Here is a 17307-nt window from a genome sequence, read left to right as displayed (position 1 = left end):
GCGGCCGCACGTACATGCCTCCGGAGGCCAAGCTTGTGCCTACATCTAGACGCCTGACGCCATCGGGTGTTTTCTTCTCGGGCGATGGTCCGCGCCGGAAGTCCTCCGGCCCAATCAGATGAGTTCGAACGAATCCATGGTCGATATCAAGCGGCTCGGCGCTCACGTCGGGGAAAGTGTCACGGTACGAGGCTGGGTCGAGGCGACCCGGGGGCACGGAAAAGTGGCGTTCATCGTCCTTAGAGACGGTACGGGGACACTTCAGGGTGTGGTCGTGAAGAGTGTGGTGAACGAGTCCGAGTGGGAGTTATACGGCTCTCTTACCCAAGAGTGTGTCGTCGCCCTTACGGGGGAGGTCAAGGAAGATGCGCGCGCTCCGGGAGGGTACGAGCTAGGCATCTCCTCTATCGAGTTGATCTCGCCGTCGGATGAGTACCCGATCCAGCCTAAGGAACACGGCGTCGATTTTTTGCTCGACAACCGGCACCTGTGGCTTCGATCTTCCATGCAACGTGCGGGCCTCAAGGTTCGATCGGAGATCTCGCAGGCGGTACACGACTACTTTTACAAGAACGACTTCGTCCGAATCGACACCCCGATCCTCACCGGTGCCATCGGTGAACACGCAGGATCGCTCTTCGAGACGGACTACTTCGGAGAGAACGCCTACCTCGCACAGACCGGCCAGCTCTACGTCGAGGCTGCTTGCCCGGCGTTCCAGAAGGTTTACTGCTTCGGGCCCACATTCCGTGCGGAGAAGTCCAAGACGCGTCGGCACCTCACCGAGTTCTGGATGATCGAGCCCGAAGTCGCGTTCAACGATTCGGACGACAACATGCGCCTCCAGGAGGACTTCATCTCCTACCTGGTCGAACGCGCGCTTGAGAACTGTTCGGAAGAACTCAAGGTGCTGGAGCGGGACACGAGCAAGCTCGAACACATCAAGCCGTCCTTCCCGCGTGTGAGCTACACGGAGGCCGTGGAGATTCTCAAGGCCAAGGGCTCGGACATCGAATGGGGTGCGGACCTCGGAGCGGGGGATGAGGCCACGATCATGGAGGACTATGACCTGCCCGTCTTCGTGTACAACTACCCGAAGTCGGCGAAGGCCTTCTACATGAAGGAGAACCCGGACGACCCCCGCACGGTTCTGTGCGACGATCTGCTCGCTCCCGAGGGATACGGAGAGATCATTGGTGGGTCGCAACGCGAGGACGATCTGGATCGACTCACGGCCCGCATTCATGAGGAAGGGCTGCCTGAGGAAGCGTATAAGTGGTACCTCGACCTTCGGCGGTTCGGCTCGTTCCCTCATTCAGGCTTCGGCCTGGGGCTAGAGCGGACAGTCGGATGGATCACCGGTCGTCACCACATTCGGGAGATGATCCCGTTCCCGCGCCTCACGAACCGTTTGTACCCATAGCGTAGGAAGCCAGCCCGTGCCCCGCGCTGTTCTCGACATGATGGACCGTCGCCCCATATGGGCGATGCCCGCTTGGGTGCCTGACGAAATTCGAGACGCACTACCGAGCGGGTGGGATCTCGTCGTCAACGACGAAGAGACGGATGGTTCGGGGGACGGAGCGGCACGAGTAGCACCCAGGGTGTTGGACGCTGTCGCTGAAGCAGAGGTCTACTTCGGGTACGGGATACCTGCCCAGCTCGTGGATGCCGCGCCCCGGCTCGCGTGGGTGCATTCAGGAGCGGCCGGCGTGGGAAGCTCACTGACGCCGTCGTTGATTGATCGAGACATCGTCTTTACGAACTCGGCCGGGATTCACGCCGATCCGATGGCGGAGACGGTATTGGGGATGCTCCTCTTCTTCGGGAGGGGGCTCCACTTGGCGGTACAGAACCAACGTGCCTCGCAGTGGAATACAGAGCCGTATTACGAGGCCGGGGCCCCACTCAGCGAACTCGGAGCCTCAACCGTTGGCATCGTCGGCTATGGCGGTGTCGGTAAAGGAGTCGCTCGTCGGGTGGCTAGCCTCGGAGCGAAGGTCATCGCCCTGAAGCGGACCGAGCCCAAGCCAAGTGACAAGAAATTAGCGAGCATGGCCGGCGGGGCGCTCGATGCCGACGTGGAGTTGGTGCATGGAGAAGCTGGCCTGGCCTATCTCCTCTCGCGGAGCGACGCGGTCGTGCTGACGGTCCCGGAAACGGATCAGACCAGGGGAATGATCGACGGGGGGGCGTTTTCGCGAATGAAGGCGGGAGCTGTGTTGATCAACGTCGCGCGGGGGAAGGTCGTGGACGAAGATGCATTGAGCAGGGCGCTCCAAAGCGGACATCTCCGAGGGGCTGGGCTCGATGTGTTTTCGAAGGAGCCGCTGGTGGCCGGGAGTCCGCTCTGGGGATTACCGAACGTACTGGTCACACCGCACGTGTCCGCGGTGACTCGAGGATTCTGGAGGCGGGAGGCGGACCTCATGCTCCATAATTTGCGGTGTTATTTGAATGGTGCCGAACCGTCGCAGTGGCGCTGCGTGGTCGACCAGGACGCAGGCTACTAGTCGGTTCGGCTCGCCTCTCGTGCCTTCAGTTCGTCCCAGAGCCCGTCCAACACGGGAAGCCCCGCGGTCGGGACGTCGATCCCGCGTTCTCGAGCCAGCCGTTCCAGTGCCTCGAAGCGACCCTTGAACTTCTCATTCGCAGATGCAAGCGCCGTGGTGGGATGACGACCTACGAGCCGTGACAGGTTGACGACTGCGAAGAGGAGATCACCGATCTCTTCCTCGATCAGAGCGTCATCATCGGCTTCGATCGCCCCGCGAACCTCGAGCAGCTCTTCTTTGACTTTAGCGTAGGGTCCCTCGAAGTCGTCCCAGTCGAAGCCGACAGAGGCGACGCGTTCTTGAATGCGAAAGGATTTGGTGAGCGGGTCGAGTCCCTTAGCCAGCCCATTGAGCGCGCCATCCGTACTGCCTCGTTCTTCGGCCTTGAGAGCTTCCCAGCTGAGCTTTTCGCCGTTGCCGAAGAGGTGAGGATGCCGGCGAATCATCTTCTCTTCGAGGTGCCCGTAAACGGTGTTCGAGTCCAAGTCGCCTTTCTCCTCTGCGACGACGATCTGGAAAGCGAGGTTGAGGAGAAGGTCTCCGAGTTCACCGGCGAGTTCGTCGGGCGAGCCCTCGCGGATCGCATCGACGACTTCATGCGTCTCCTCCAGCAGGTGCGGGATGAGCGACTCAGCCGTTTGTTCGGCGTCCCATGGACAGTTCTTGCGAAGGAACTCCACGAGTCGTAAGGCTCGATCCAGCGTGCCTGGACCCGCGAAATGATGGGTATCTGCCACTGTGTCAGTCTCTGGTTCGCTCATGCCTCGCTCCGCCTCGCTTCTTCAATAGCCACAAGGTTTCTGGCATCTTTGTTCCGCCATGTCAACGCACCTTCGAGATAGAGCCTGGATGGAAGTTCAGGCCGATGCGCTAATCCGTAATGCCCAGGCTGTGCGAGCCTCGGCCGGGGATGGCGCACGCCTGATACCCATGGTCAAGGCGGACGCCTATGGGTTGGGCGTCGATGGCGCCGTACGAGCGCTCGAAACGCTTGATCCGTGGGGTTTCGGCGTGGCTACCGCCGCCGAAGGCGTCGCCCTTCGTCGGTCCGGGGTTGAGTTGCCAATCGTGGTCGTGAGTCCGTTGCCGCCTTCGGCTGTGGATTCGGCGGTACGGGCCGGGCTTCAGATAAGCGTTTCGAACGCGGAAGGGCTGGCAGCAGTAGAGGCAGCGGGGTGCCGTGCGGGACGTGAGGTCGCCGTACACGTGGAAGTCGACACCGGGATGGGGCGAGCCGGATTTGACTGGCGACAGGTCTCGGAATGGGCGCCGCTGGTCGCGGCGGCAGCAGACGGCTGCGTCGTTTGGGCCGGCTGTTATACCCACCTCCACTCGGCAGACGAGGGGCCCGAGACCGTTCGTGACCAGTGGGGCCGCCTAAGGGAGACCCTCAATGCCATGGTCGTCCCTGACGGAGTCATGATTCACGTATTGAATTCGGCTGGAGCGATGCGCTTGCCGGAGTATGCCTGCGCTGCGGTGCGGCCCGGGATCTTCCTTTATGGGGGTCGCATCGGGGCAGGTCAGCCGGAGCCTGAGACGGTTGCGTCGGTCTGTGCTCGGATCGTGCACATCCGCACTGCCGAGGCCGGGGATACGGTAGGTTACGGTGCCACCTATGCGGCGGAGGCGCGGCAGCAATGGGCTACGGTGAGCATCGGGTACGGCGACGGGTTGCCCAGGGGACTCGGAAACACGGGTGATGCGCTGGTGGCTGGACGATGCGTGCCGATCATTGGGCGGATCTCCATGGACGTGACGGTGGTAAACATCACGGGTATTGCAGGTGTCTCCGTCGGAGATGTGGCGACATTCATTGGATCGGACGGAGACGAGAGAATCACAGTCGACGAAGTGGCAGAGCACGTGAACTCGATCAGTTACGAAGTACTGACCGGATTCACCCCTCGACTCCCCCGTATTTGGGTGGACCACGGTGAATGACGATCGGCTGGTCGCTGAGGCACGGGCGGTGATGGGGAACGCTTACGCTCCGTATTCGGAGTTCCATGTTGGGGCTGCATTGCTTGGTCAAGACGGTTCCGTTTATGTGGCGTGCAACGTCGAGAACGGGTCGTACGGTCTCACTGTATGTGCAGAGCGTGCCGCGGTAGGAAATGCGGTGGCGGCGGGTGTGCGTAATTACGTCGCTGTAGCGATCGTTACAGATGGGGATGGACCCGTGGGGCCGTGTGGAGCCTGCCGGCAAGTGCTAGCGGAGTTCGCTCCGACCATGCGCGTGATATCCGAAGCAGGTGGTAGACGTAGAGAATGGACCTTGGACGAGCTTCTGCCCGAGCCCTTTGATGGGCTCCTGGGTCGACCTGGTGGGATAGAGGATTGATCAGAAAAACTATAGATAGATCGCGCCTTGCCGCGTTCTTCAGCCTCACGGTCGTGTTTGCGGTGGCGTGTGCAGAAGAGACGCCCACGTCGTTGGACCCGGATCTTCTTCCGCCGGAGCCGATCACTGTGGAACTCCACTTCCCTTGGGAGGAGTTCGCCTCGAATCTGGCAGTCTTCGGTGGCTACGGCGCTCCGGCTGAACTCGGAACCGGTGTGCTCGCGAACGTCTTCGCTGGCACGCTGAATGCGCGGACGGTAGTCCGATATGGTGCGTATCCGACTGAGGTGTCTGTCCGGGACACGCTAGGGACCACGCGTCCTGACAACAACCTCACGTTCATCGGCGGCCGAATCGTGGCATACTTCGACACGATCGCCAGCACGAACGACGGACCGGTTACGCTCGCGCTCGGGGGACTCCAGCAGGAGTGGGACGTCGGAACCGTGACGTGGGAGAGTGCGGTAGACACGATCAACGACGACCGAGTCTGGAGTGAACCGGGTGCCGGTCCCGTCCTCGATTGGGGCACCGCCATTTGGGATCCCGCAGAAGGGGACTCCGTCACGTTCCTCATCGATTCGGCCATCGTGGCGAGCATGGCGGACACGAGTGACACTGGTCGAGGCGTTCGCCTCGAGGTTCTCTCCGAGGGCGTCCGACTCCAGGTGCTACGCACCTCCCTTCAGTTGAACACCCGCCCGAGCCTCAATCCTGATTCGACCTTCTACCTGTTTACGCCCCAGAAAGAGATCAGCTTTGTCTACGATCCGATCCCGGATCCTCCGCCCGACGGCATCCGGATTGGTGGAGCTCCGGCATGGAGGACGATCCTGGATATCGCCATGCCGAAGTTGATCCACGGTCCTCCTGAGCTGTGCGCCTCGGTCGGCTGTCCCGTCAGCCTCGACGCCGGGGAAGTTAATTTTGTGGCCATCGTTCTGACGAGCCGGACAACCGAAACCGCGTTTCAACCGACGGACACGATCGGCCTTGATGTGAGGCCGGTCCTCCTCAGGGCATCGCTTCCCAAAGCTCCGTTGGGCAACTCGCTCTTGGGGACGCTGGGGAAACGGGTCAGCCCTACGGCGTTCGGTGACGCCGCAGGCGAGGAGGTCGAGGTGCCGATCACGCTCTACGCGCAGGACCTCGTCCGTGGTGTGGACGCCGATGGTGATACGCCACCGATCAGTCTCGCACTAATGTCGGTGTTCGAGCCGGTGTCGATCTCGTTCGCGTCGTTCTACGGACCCGGCAGTGGCTTGGCGCCGTATCTGAAGTTGGTGATCACGGTCGCTCGACCGGTGGAGCTCCCATGATGAAGCGTGCAATTCTGGCAGCGGTGATGTTGTTCGTCGCGTCTCCGCTGGCTGCTCAGTCGATCTTCAACGCCGCAGGACTTGGGCTCCCGTCGGAGCCTGTCGATGGAAAGTCGCGAGCACTGGGGTCATTGGGAGTCGGGCTGTGGGGTGCGTCTCTTCAGCCAGGCGACCCCGCATCGGCTGGGATGCTTGTCGCGCCCAGCGCGATCATGGTGGCCCAACCGTCTTGGGTGGAATTCGACCGAAACGCGGGTGAGACCGGCTCTTCCCAAGGAAACCGGTTTCCGCTGATCGGCATCGGATATCCAGTTTTCAGCGGTATGTTCACCCTAACGTTCAGCTCCTTTCTGGATCAGCGCTTTGAGAGCGAACGGGAAGTGTCGTACCAACTCGAAGGCGAGTCTGGCCTGGCTACGGACGTGTTCGAACAAGACGGTGCCGTGTCCCAAGTGACCTTCGGTTATTCGAAGCAGATTCTCGAGTCAGCGGCGGTTGGGTTCAATGTCGGTCGGTATGCAGGTTCGCTGACTCGCCGCTTGAGTCGTGATTTTGGCGATGTGACTGACATCGGTTCGATTATTCCCTATCAAACGGGTGGGTTCTGGTCCTACTCCGGTGCGTCGATCACGGGCGGGTTTGTTACGGATCTTGGGGCAATCGCACGTGTCTCCGGTAGTGCTACTTGGTCTGGTGGGCTGTCGGCAAGCGCCTCCGATGACTCGGATGGCACGAACAAGGAGTTCGACCTGCCGCTCCAGTATCGGATTGGTGCGAGTGCGGTCTTAGCACCGGGCCTGAGGGTGGCCGCGAGTATGATGCGCGCGGACTGGTCCGGGATTGCGGCCGATCTCGCAGGCGCCGCTGCAGTGGGTGGTACTGGTGGCATGGGCATCGGCCTCGAACTGTCGCGAGCACGCCTCCTCGGGACTCCGGCGCCGCTTCGGTTAGGCTATCGCAAGACTGACTTGCCGTTCGCGTTCGGGACGTCCGCCGGTTCGGAGTCGATTCTGTCCACAGGCTTTGGCTTGACGCTCAACGAGACTGGCGGGGTCGTGCTAGCATCGGCGGACCTCGCCCTCGAGCGGGGAACTCGGACCGATTCGTCGCTCACAGAGAAATTTTGGCGGGTGACGATCTCGCTGAATATCTCGGGCTACTAGGCCGAAGCGGGAACCTCAGTGTCCGTCTACTATCAGACGTTCGGTTGTAAGGCGAACCAGTACGATACTGAGCGCATGCGCCAAGAGGCCGAGGCGCGTGGGGCTGGAACCACGAGCGACGTGTCAGGTGCAGACGTCGTTGTGGTCAATACCTGCACCGTAACGAACCAGGCGGACGCGGACGCACGGCGATACATCCGCCGGTTGCACCGCGAGAGGCCCGGTGCGCAGATCGTTGTCGCTGGCTGCTCCGCGGCGCTCAAAGCCGATGTCTACCGTGAGATGCCTGGCGTGACCTCGGTGATCGCGGGCCATGATCCCGTCGAAGTTGCCGGTCGGGTGAGCCCCGCCACTCCGGTCCAAATCGAGCTGCGGAGCTCACTCGATCGCATCGACTCGGAACCGATCGGTGGGGAACTGTTACGCACGAGAAGAGACGCATCTCGTGGATGGTTGAAAGTCCAGGATGGGTGTGATCGGAAGTGTTCGTTCTGTGCGACCCGACTCGCGCGCGGAGAGTCTCGCTCGAGGAGCCCGGAGGGCGTAGTCGCAGAGGCGCGGCTCTTGGCACGCTCGCATCCAGAATTGGTGATCACCGGGATCCACATCGGCCACTACGGCGTCGACCTCGAACCGTCATGGTCGCTGTCTCGCTTGCTCCGACTCTTGCTCGATGAGGTGCCGGACGTGCGCTTCCGACTCGGGAGTGTGGAAGCCACGGAGGTCGATGATCTCTTGATCGACCTATTGGCCGGCGCTGGTGGACGGGTGGCGCCGCATCTCCACATGCCGCTCCAGAGCGGAGCCGACCCGGTGCTCAAACGCATGCGTCGATGGCATACGCGGGAGCAGTACCGAGTCCGTGCGCTCGAGATCGCTGAGCGCATATCGCCTTTGGGCCTCGGTGCGGATGTGATCACCGGCTTTCCGGGAGAGACCGCAGAAGATCATGAGGCCACTCGATCGCTCATCGAGGAACTGCCATTCACCTACTTGCATGTCTTTCCGTATTCACCCAGGTCGGGGACCGTGGCTGCCGAGTTGCCCAATCCTGTCGTGCAGCGGGTCTCAGGAGAACGGAGCAAGGAGCTGCGGAGTCTCGTGCACCAAAAGGGTGGCGCCTATCGCGAGACCCGCGTCGGGCAAACGGCCGAAGTGGTTGTGGAAGGCAACGGTGGAACCGCGCTCACGGGGGACTATCTCAGAGTTGGGGTCGAGGATGGGGACCGCACTCGGCCCGCTACACCGGAGCTTCGCAGGGGCACGCTTCGAGGCGATGGTGACCATCTGTATATTGCATGGCACACAGAATCATCCGTCATTTCAGTATGACTGACCCCAAGACTCCGAAGCGCGCGTACGTCGAGACGTACGGGTGTCAGATGAACATCAGCGATGGTGAGCTGATGCAAGGCGTCCTCGCAGACGGCGGCTACACCATTGTGGACAGCCCCGAGGAAGCTGACGTCGTACTCGTCAACACGTGTGCGATCCGTGAGCATGCGGAGAGACGCGTACTGGGAAGAGTCTCGCAGCTGAATGGGCTCAAGCAGGAGCGCCCCGAACTCGTCATCGGTGTCACGGGCTGTATGGCTCAACGCATGGGTCAGACCTTGCTCGAGAAGGCTCCCTATGTTGACCTCGTCATGGGACCCGACGGATATCGAGGACTGGCGGACGCCCTCTCGAAGCTGGGAGATGGGGCAGCCCAGCCCGAATCCGAACCGGAGGTTCGGCGGAAGCGGGGCCCACAGTTGGCGGTTCTCGACTTGAGTTTGGGTGAGAACTACGAGGGACTCGAACAGCGTCGAGGCGATGGCCCGACGGCTTGGGTACCGATTCAGCGCGGCTGCGACCATCGGTGCACGTTTTGCATCGTGCCCTACGTGCGCGGGCCTGAGAAGAACCGTGACCCTCTCGAAGTGCTTGCGGAGATGCGTGGGTTGGCTGAGAGCGGCGTTTCGGAGGTCACTCTTCTTGGTCAGACCGTGAACTCGTATGAGCACGGGGACTGGTCGTTTCCGAGGCTGCTGTCCGAAGTGGCCAACGTGGATGGGATCCGGCGAGTGCGTTTCACGTCGCCGCATCCCAACGATGTGACGCCGGAGCTGGTCGAGGTCATGGCAGGTGAGATCGCGGTTTGCGAGCAACTCCATCTGCCGGCTCAGTCTGGAAACAACCGCACGCTCAAGCGAATGCTCCGGCGGTATACGGTGGAGAGCTTGATCGAGAAGGTGGAATTGGTCCGCGCGGCCATCCCGGATATCGCTTTGTCGACCGATATCATCGTTGGCTTCCCGGGCGAGTCGGACGACGAGTTCCGCGATACACTCGAACTGATGAAAACGGTGCGCTTCGATGATGCCTTCACGTACAAGTACTCGCTTCGTGATGGTACGCCGGCTACGCGATTCCCGGAGGATCAGTTCATCGAGCCGGAGCTGGCCCAGGCTCGCCTCGCCGAACTCATCGAAGTCAGCCGCGCGATCCAGGCGGAAATCAACGTCAGTGAGGTAGGGCGGACCGAGAGGGTCCTGATTGAGCGGCACGGCCGAGACGAGGGCCAGATCTTGGGCCGGACTCGCCGGAACAAGGTCGTAGTATTCGACGGAGACCTCGGACGCATCGGTGAGTATGCCGACGTGACGTTGGAAGGGACCACCGGTGCCACGTTTACTGGTAGGGAAGTGAAGGCTCCGGCACTCGCGGGGACGGTGTGAGTCGGTTCTTCGGGATCGTGGGCGTTTTGTTGGTTCTCGGACTCTCCATGGGTTTCGCGTCCCTCAATGGCGGGCAGCACGTTACGCTGCGTTTGGGGGTTGCGACCTTCTACGGCGTGCCGTTGACGGTTGTCGCCTTCGGTGGACTCGTGACGGGTATGGTCATCATGCTTGCCGCCGGCATCCATTCGGACCTCAAGGTCCGCAGGGTGCTTCGAGAACGTTTGGCGGACGAAATGCGGCGCGAGCGCGACCTGTTCATGGATGAAGATCAGGAGGAACTCTTCGACGGGAGTAAGGAAGAGGCTGAAAGCACCTAGGGACTGGAGGCCTCGACCCTAAATGGGTTCGTTGCCGCCGGTCGCCAATGCGGCGCTCGCCTTTGGGGCGGGGGTCGCACTGACTCGGTTCGGCGCACTTTGGTCAATCGCGCCGCTGATTGGTTCGGTGCTCGTTTTTTTGCCCATTCACCTATCACGGCGGCCCAGCCAGTCATGGGTGTGGTTGCCTCTCCTTCTCGCCGGCTTGTTTGCCGGGTCCCGCGTCTCTGGGGAGCCGGAGTGCGTTACGGACCGGAGTGCCTTGGTCGGACGCTTCCTCGCGGACCCAGTGGGCGGTTCCGCTCCGTTTCGGGTGGAAGCTTCCAGATGTGAGGTCCGCGTCGTGCTCGGCCAGCAAAGTGCCCCCGCCGGCCATCGGGTTGTGCTGGACGGCGCCTGGCAGGAAGGACGGTTCCGGCCGTGGTTCCGAGCGGCACGCGTAGAGCTGGCGGAGGACCCATCCTCGCTCCGGTGGGCGTCCGTCCGGTGGGCCGGCGTCCGCTGGCGGGCGTCATTGGTGGACCGTCTGCGCCGACAGTACGGAGACCGAGCCCCTCTCGTGTCTGCGTTGATTCTTGCGCGACGTGAAGGACTCGATCCGGACGTGCGTGATGCATTCGCGCGCGTCGGCATCGCCCACCTCTTGGCGATCTCCGGATTCCATGTGGGCGTCTTTGGCGGAATCGTCATGGCCATCTTGCGACTGGGTCGACTCTCTAGACGTAGGGCCTCTGTCTTGAGCGCCGTCGTCACCTGGGTTTATGTGGCGGTGCTCGGCTTTCCTGACGCGGCATGTCGTGCAGCGCTGATCATGGCTTCGGTGGCGGTGTCCAACGGACATGGCAGGCCGCCGGCCCGGTGGGGCGCGCTCGGCAGCGCTTTTTTGATTCTCATTGTGCTCGATCCAACCCGATTATGGAGCCCAGGGTTTCAGCTTTCATTTGCGGGTGCCGGAGGTCTGGTGGCTTTGTCACCACTACTCACAAAGGCACTTCGTGACGCCACCGCAGGGAAGATGCCGAGACCCGTGGCAACTGCGCTTGCTGCGGGGGCGGCTGCCACGCTCGCCACTCTGCCGATCGTGTCATGGCACTTCGAGCGGATCTCGGTTGTCGGTATTCCCGTGACGCTCCTGGCGAGCCCTATCGTGAGCCTGGCGGTTCCCGGGGCACTGGTAGGGCTCTTCTTGGACATGGTGTTCGAACCGGCGGGGGACTTCATCGCAGGGGGTGTGGATCTACTCCTAGCTGTGCTGGCCACAGGAGCGGAGGGGATCGCCCGGCTCTCTTGGGCGAGCACCTGGGTGTCTCGATCGACCGTGAACGCGCTAGCCGTGGGGGCGGCACTTGGGCAGTTGGCTGCCCGTTACAGCGGGCTGCGGCTCGGCGCGCGGCGCCTGAGGGTTGTCGCATACATGGCCGCGATCGGTCTGTTGTGGCCGGTCCTGCTGTCGTGGACAGGGCGTGGTCAGGTCCAGCTCGTGTTCATCGACGTCGGCCAAGGTGATGCCGTAGCCATCAGAACGCCCCGCGCGCGGTGGTTGCTCATCGACGCAGGACCTCCTCAACGCGGAAACGGTCAACACCCTGTCGTGAAGGAACTCCAAGCGCACGGAGTCCAGAAGCTCGAAGCGTTGGTGCTCACCCATCCAGACCTAGACCACTTCGGCGGGGCTCTCGATGTGATTGGATCCTTTCCGGTCTCAGAGATCGTCGATCCCGCGCGACCCAGTCCCAAGGCCGGCTTCATCGACGTCCTTGAAGCCAGTCGGGATCGCGGCATCCGTTGGCGGAGAGCTGCCGCAGGCCAGAGTTGGAGCATCGACGGTATTACTCTCGAGGTCTTGGCGCCCGCGGACAGCCTGATGGAGGCAGACACGGAGGCGAATGCATCTTCCGTTGTACTTTGGCTCACATGGGGTGATTTCGACGCTATTTTGACCGGGGACGCTCCAGCGGAGGTCGAGCGCTCCATCTCCTCGCGGTTTAGCGGCCGGGTTGAAGTGCTGAAGGTGGGCCATCACGGGAGCACGACCTCTTCGGATTCACTCTTTCTTGCCCGGACCCGGCCCAAGGTGGCCGTCGTGTCTGCGGGGCGTAACAACCGTTTCGGGCATCCGGCGCCTGCGGTCTTGGGCCGACTCGAGCGCGTCGGGGCCCTCGTCTCCCGAACGGACCTCGACGGAACCATTAGGGTGATCGGCAGAAGGGACGGGAGTTATTCCATTATTGGCGCCCGAGACTGACAGTAGTCCGCGGTCCGGAAGACTGCCGTGGCGTTGACCTGCTTACGCAGCGTTTCTATCCTCGGTAGCCCTCGTCACGGCTTTCTATCCAAGCCAAGCGTACAGGACCCCGCTCTCGATGCTCGAAAGTCACGTTGTCACCATCTCCCGTTTCTTGGTGGATCAGGAGCGGGACGCACCTGCCGCCACCGGGGCCTTCACGAGCCTCCTTCACGATATCGCCCTAGCAGCTAAGGTGATCGGGCGAGAAGTGAACAAGGCAGGTCTCGCAGACATTCTTGGTGATGCTGGTGGTCGCAACGTCCACGGGGAGACGGTTCAGAAGCTGGATGCGTTCGCAGACCAGGTCATGTACCGTGCCTTGGACCATACCGGCCTCGTTGCCTGCATGGCATCAGAGGAGCACGAAGAATTCATCCCGATCCCGGACAAGTTCGATGCCGGTGAGTATGTGGTGATTTTTGATCCGCTCGATGGTTCGTCGAACATCGATGTGAACGTGTCGATCGGCACAATCTTCAGTATCCATTGCAAAGTCAGTACGGGTGAGCGGGGAACACTGGACGACTGTCTCCAGCCGGGAAGCCGCCAGGTAGCCGCTGGATATGTGCTTTACGGCTCCTCGACCATGCTCGTGTATACCACCGGGGCCGGTGTCCACGGCTTCACGCTGGATCCGTCCCTGGGTGAATTCGTACTGAGCCACCCCCAAATGCGCTTCCCTGACCCGCCCCGGAAGATCTATTCGATCAACGAAGCGTATTTTGCCCGGTGGTCGCAGGGTCAGCAGCGCCTGGTGAGTCATTTGAAGACGGACGGTGGATTCGGATCTCGTTATATCGGATCGCTTGTCGCAGACTTCCATCGGACGCTTTTACAGGGCGGGATCTTCATGTACCCCGGAGATTCCATCAATGGGGCCGGAAAGCTCCGGCTTCTCTATGAAGCGGCACCCATGGCGATGGTCGCTGAACAAGCTGGAGGCCGTGCCAGCACTGGATTTCAGGACATCATGGACGTCATCCCCGAGGCACTCCATCAGCGAGTCCCGCTCTACATCGGATCAGCGGAGTTTGTGGATCTGGCGGAGCGACTATTGAGAGAAGGCTCAGAAATCTGAGGGTAGGTGGTTTTCCGCTTTCCCTCAGAAAGCTGATGACTCCCTAAGGCGTTGTCTTGCAATGATTTAGGTTGAGTCAAAAAGTGGCATTGTTATTGCTCCAATCATTCTCGGTTCTATATGCCCACTCGGGGCAAGTCATCCATTCCTAAACGGAATTCAGGTGAAATGAAGTTTTTTAAGTATTTGACTCTCGCAGCGCTGGTGACAGTCGCTGCTTGTGAAGAAGGAGAAGCGCCGGTTATCGTCGCTCCTCCGGTCACAGGCACGGTGTCCGGCGTAGTCACGCTCGAAGGCTCGGCTGCTTCTGGTGTATCCGTGGGTCTGTCGTCTGGCGTTAGCGCGACGACGGACGGATCCGGCGCATACTCCTTCACTGGAGTTACAGCCGGTTCGTACACGGTAACCATTAGCGGATTCGCCTCCGACGCGAGTTTTGCCGCCACAGTCATGGCCGTCACGGTTTCGTCGGCTGGTCAGGTGGCCACTGCTAACTTCAGTGGTTCGTACATTCGGACCTCGGCCATTCTTGGTTCGGTTACCGGCGGCGGCTTAGGCCTAGCCGGGGTGACCGTTTCGCTCACCGGGGGGGCTTCGCTCAACGGGCAGGCTTCGCTCAACGCTGCGGCCACCACGACGACCGGCACCGGCGGCGACTACTCCTTCAGCGGTCTCCGCGCTGGAACCTACACGGTTGCAGTGTCCGGCTTCGACGACAGCACCTACAGCTTCGCAGCCACGTCTGAGTCGGTGACGCTGGGTGTTGGTTCTTCTGAGGTTGTGAGTTTCGGTGGTTCACTGCTCACGACGGCCATGATTACGGGCCGTATGTTCCTTGACGAGAACGACAAAGACAACTCGTTCAGCGCTGGTCTCGAGGACAACCTCTCGGTGGCAGGTGTTACCGTCACGATCGAGGGTGTTCTGGTAGACAACACGTCTACTGTTGTCACAGCTGCTGATGGTACCTTCTCGGTGTCGGATCTCGCTGCTGGTACCTACCGCGTGACGCTCACGATGGGTGCCCCAATTCCGGGCATGGTCACGTTTGGCGGCACCAACCCGCAGTTGATCACCTTGACGACGGGTTCGACCGGAACGGTCGACTTCCCGTTCGATATCACGACGCAGGCCATCAAGGTCGGTGGTTTCCTCGGTACGGATAACGACGTCTCGACGACGCCCGGGCCGAAGCAGTCGCCGGTGGTTGGCTGGACGATCAGCCTGTATGACACCCAGGCGAACGCTGTCGCAGCTACCGCGACCGGCCGCCTCGGGGCCGTCGCTACGGGTGCGGATGGCTACTCCACGTTCCGCTTCGCGCGGACTGCGGATGTGAGCCCGAACTCGGCTGAGATTGACCAGGTCATCTTTGCTTCAGTCACAGGTCCGCCGTCGGTCACACACACGTTGAGCGGTGAGCAAATCCTTGAGATCAAGTACTCGGCCAAGGATTCGATTTCCACGGCTAACGACGAGTTCGACGCTCTGTACAACTCGATCACGTTCACGGTGCACGCCGCTGAGAGCGACGCAGATACGCTGGCAAGCTGGGGCGTGATCATGCGTTCGCGGGTTGACTCGACCATCTCTGGTGCCATTGTGGGTTCGGGCGCAACGACGGATGCAAATGGTGATGCGACCTTCACCGTTACGCCGGCTACGATCATCGCCAGCGGTGACGGCGGTGACGGTGTGTTCCCGGATACGCTTTGGTTCCGGCTCCGTGATACGCAGGCGGGTGCGAATGGCCATGCGTTCACGCAGGCCCCCACGGCAAGTGGTGGCACCGCGGCAGGATCGTTCCTCAGCTACATCTGGAACGGAACTGATCCAGCTGGAACGACCATTGCTCTCGGTACACAGCATGTGACCTACACTGATATGGACATTTCGGTGGGGATCCATCACGAGCGTGATGATTCTTCGGCGGTGCCGACGTTCACCGCTTTGGACGACCGCGGTAACGTGGACGGTACCACGCTGATGGAGCTGTTCAGCACGGCGGCGACGCCGGCTTCGGTCTCTGGGCCGACAGCTCCCGCCGCCGGTGCGCTTACCATGGCGAACATCGCGACGGGCAGCTACACGCTGCATGCAAGAGCAACCGACGGCACCAACGTGGTCGTTCTTTCGGATACGACGGTTTCGATTACGCTGGATGGATCGGATCAAGTCTACACCGACCAGACCCTCACGGGTGGTGCAGGCAACTCGACGTTTGCCATCAAGACGGCCAACAACACGGTTTCAGGTGTCGCAATGGCCGCTGACGGGGTCACCGCAGCGGCAAGCGTGATCGTTACGCTTGCCCCGACGGCCCTGAACACCCAGGGCACGGCGTCCTACATGGACACCACGAGCGCAACCGGTGCCTACGCGTTCACCGGTGTGCGCGAGGGACCGTACACGGTGACGGTTGCAGACATCGCCGGTACTTGGGAGTTCTTCGATACGCTTACCGTAGCTACCAATTCCGGTAACGTGAACAACGACGACGCGAAGACTGCGTCGCGTGATGTCCAGGGCTACGGTACGGTGACCACGGTTGCGAACTATCAGGCGGTTCGCATGGACACGAAGGTTCAGGGCGTGGTGGTCAACGATCGTGACGCAGATTTCAACACGATCGATCCGGACGAAGCTCTGTCCGGTGTCGCGGTCGACCTCATTAGTGACACGGATGCTGACGGTGTCATTGATTCCGGCGAGTCCATCGTTTCCAGCACCACGACGGATATTGTCGGTGCCTATGGGTTCTCGGGTCTCCGTGAGGGTGCTTACATCGTGCAGGTAACGAGCCCGTCCAACGCCACGGTCCTCCGTGGGCTGTCGGCAACGGGTTCTGTGACGAGTACGGCTGCGGTCACCACCGTTGCTGCGGTTGGTGCGGGCGCTACGCTCAACCAGTCCGGTACGCGTCAGGCCGGTAACATGTCACCTCCGGCGCAGCTGGATGAGTTCCCGCGCTGGAACTACCTGACGGGTACAGCGGCAGCCGACGCAGGTAACGTCGGCGCTGGCCCGAACAACGCGAACGGCGCGCTCACCACGGGCGATGCCAACTTCGTACACCTGTTCCAGACCGGTACGGTCAAGGGTCAAATCACGGCGGCTGGTGTCGGCGTGACGACTGGTGTTCGCGTGACGCTCACACGGTGTCAGACGGCACCAGCAGCGCCGTCGCCACCGGCAGCGGGTGCTTGCACACTGAAGCATGGTGTGCCGTCGCCGCACATTCAGAACTTCGACACGGACGCGAGCGGTAACTACACGTTCAGCGGCCTGCTCGAAGGTGTGTACCAGCTCGACGTTGCTCCGGCAACGGGTGGGTACACGGTCAACGAGGGTCTCGACGGTGTCGCTGGCGGTGTCGACGTAAACGTCCTCGCGACGATCGTTGGCAACAACGACGTTGAGACGATCGCGGCTTACGAGATCAGCTAACGCTGAACTCCGGGTAGCTCACGCTACCTGAGCGAAAAGGCCCCCGTCGGACTTCGGTCCGGCGGGGGTTTTTT

The 17307-nt window shown here is 61.4% G+C and carries 13 protein-coding genes; 12 read left to right on the top strand and 1 reads right to left on the bottom strand.

Translation table 11 applies throughout. From position 1 onward, the window contains the following. Positions 1 to 136: 136 nt before the first annotated feature. The gene (asnS, locus tag P8L30_01795; protein ID MDG2238932.1) at positions 137 to 1423 is read left to right on the top strand and encodes an asparagine--tRNA ligase; all 1287 of its coding nucleotides are present in this window, start codon (positions 137 to 139) and stop codon (positions 1421 to 1423) included. Between the two features lie 16 nt (positions 1424 to 1439). After that, positions 1440 to 2513, top strand: coding sequence for a D-2-hydroxyacid dehydrogenase (locus tag P8L30_01790; protein MDG2238931.1), 1074 nt, complete (start codon positions 1440 to 1442; stop codon positions 2511 to 2513). Here P8L30_01790 and mazG read toward each other — a convergent pair. Then, the gene (gene mazG, locus P8L30_01785) at positions 2510 to 3316 is read right to left on the bottom strand and encodes a nucleoside triphosphate pyrophosphohydrolase (GenBank protein MDG2238930.1); all 807 of its coding nucleotides are present in this window, start codon (positions 3314 to 3316) and stop codon (positions 2510 to 2512) included. The two genes, P8L30_01790 and mazG, sit on opposite strands and share 4 nt — an antisense overlap. A gap of 88 nt (positions 3317 to 3404) precedes the next feature. Here mazG and alr point away from each other — a divergent pair, with 88 nt between their 5' ends. The 10 genes from alr (at position 3405) to P8L30_01735 (ending at position 17233) form a co-directional block, all read left to right on the top strand. After that, complete coding sequence (gene alr / locus P8L30_01780; protein ID MDG2238929.1) at positions 3405 to 4499, top strand: alanine racemase; 1095 nt, start codon at positions 3405 to 3407, stop codon at positions 4497 to 4499. Continuing rightward, positions 4492 to 4899 carry a cytidine deaminase gene (locus tag P8L30_01775; protein ID MDG2238928.1) on the top strand — a complete coding sequence of 136 codons (408 nt, stop codon included), beginning with the start codon at positions 4492 to 4494 and terminating at the stop codon, positions 4897 to 4899. The genes alr and P8L30_01775 overlap by 8 nt, the downstream gene beginning before the upstream one ends. After that, positions 4896 to 6218, top strand: a complete 1323-nt coding sequence (locus tag P8L30_01770; protein ID MDG2238927.1) for a hypothetical protein — start codon at positions 4896 to 4898, stop codon at positions 6216 to 6218. The genes P8L30_01775 and P8L30_01770 overlap by 4 nt, the downstream gene beginning before the upstream one ends. Next, positions 6215 to 7381 carry a hypothetical protein gene (locus tag P8L30_01765; protein ID MDG2238926.1) on the top strand — a complete coding sequence of 389 codons (1167 nt, stop codon included), beginning with the start codon at positions 6215 to 6217 and terminating at the stop codon, positions 7379 to 7381. The genes P8L30_01770 and P8L30_01765 overlap by 4 nt, the downstream gene beginning before the upstream one ends. 18 nt (positions 7382 to 7399) lie before the next feature. Next, positions 7400 to 8713: a MiaB/RimO family radical SAM methylthiotransferase gene (locus P8L30_01760; protein ID MDG2238925.1), complete on the top strand. Its 1314-nt coding sequence runs from the start codon at positions 7400 to 7402 to the stop codon at positions 8711 to 8713. Further along, positions 8710 to 10101 (top strand): tRNA (N6-isopentenyl adenosine(37)-C2)-methylthiotransferase MiaB, encoded by a 1392-nt coding sequence (gene miaB / locus P8L30_01755; GenBank protein MDG2238924.1) that lies wholly within the window; start codon positions 8710 to 8712, stop codon positions 10099 to 10101. The genes P8L30_01760 and miaB overlap by 4 nt, the downstream gene beginning before the upstream one ends. Then, positions 10098 to 10421 (top strand): hypothetical protein, encoded by a 324-nt coding sequence (locus P8L30_01750; protein ID MDG2238923.1) that lies wholly within the window; start codon positions 10098 to 10100, stop codon positions 10419 to 10421. Before miaB ends, P8L30_01750 begins: the two co-directional genes overlap by 4 nt. A gap of 22 nt (positions 10422 to 10443) precedes the next feature. Next, positions 10444 to 12666: a DNA internalization-related competence protein ComEC/Rec2 gene (locus tag P8L30_01745; GenBank protein MDG2238922.1), complete on the top strand. Its 2223-nt coding sequence runs from the start codon at positions 10444 to 10446 to the stop codon at positions 12664 to 12666. A 118-nt stretch (positions 12667 to 12784) separates the two neighbouring features. Next, positions 12785 to 13786: a class 1 fructose-bisphosphatase gene (fbp, locus tag P8L30_01740; GenBank protein MDG2238921.1), complete on the top strand. Its 1002-nt coding sequence runs from the start codon at positions 12785 to 12787 to the stop codon at positions 13784 to 13786. A 168-nt stretch (positions 13787 to 13954) separates the two neighbouring features. After that, positions 13955 to 17233: an SdrD B-like domain-containing protein gene (locus P8L30_01735; GenBank protein MDG2238920.1), complete on the top strand. Its 3279-nt coding sequence runs from the start codon at positions 13955 to 13957 to the stop codon at positions 17231 to 17233. Positions 17234 to 17307: the final 74 nt, after the last annotated feature.

The sequence above is a fragment of the Longimicrobiales bacterium genome, assembly GCA_029245345.1.
In the GTDB taxonomy this organism is placed as follows: Bacteria; Gemmatimonadota; Gemmatimonadetes; order Longimicrobiales; family Gaopeijiaceae; genus CALFPJ01.
This window is presented reverse-complemented; position numbering and strand designations above follow the sequence as displayed.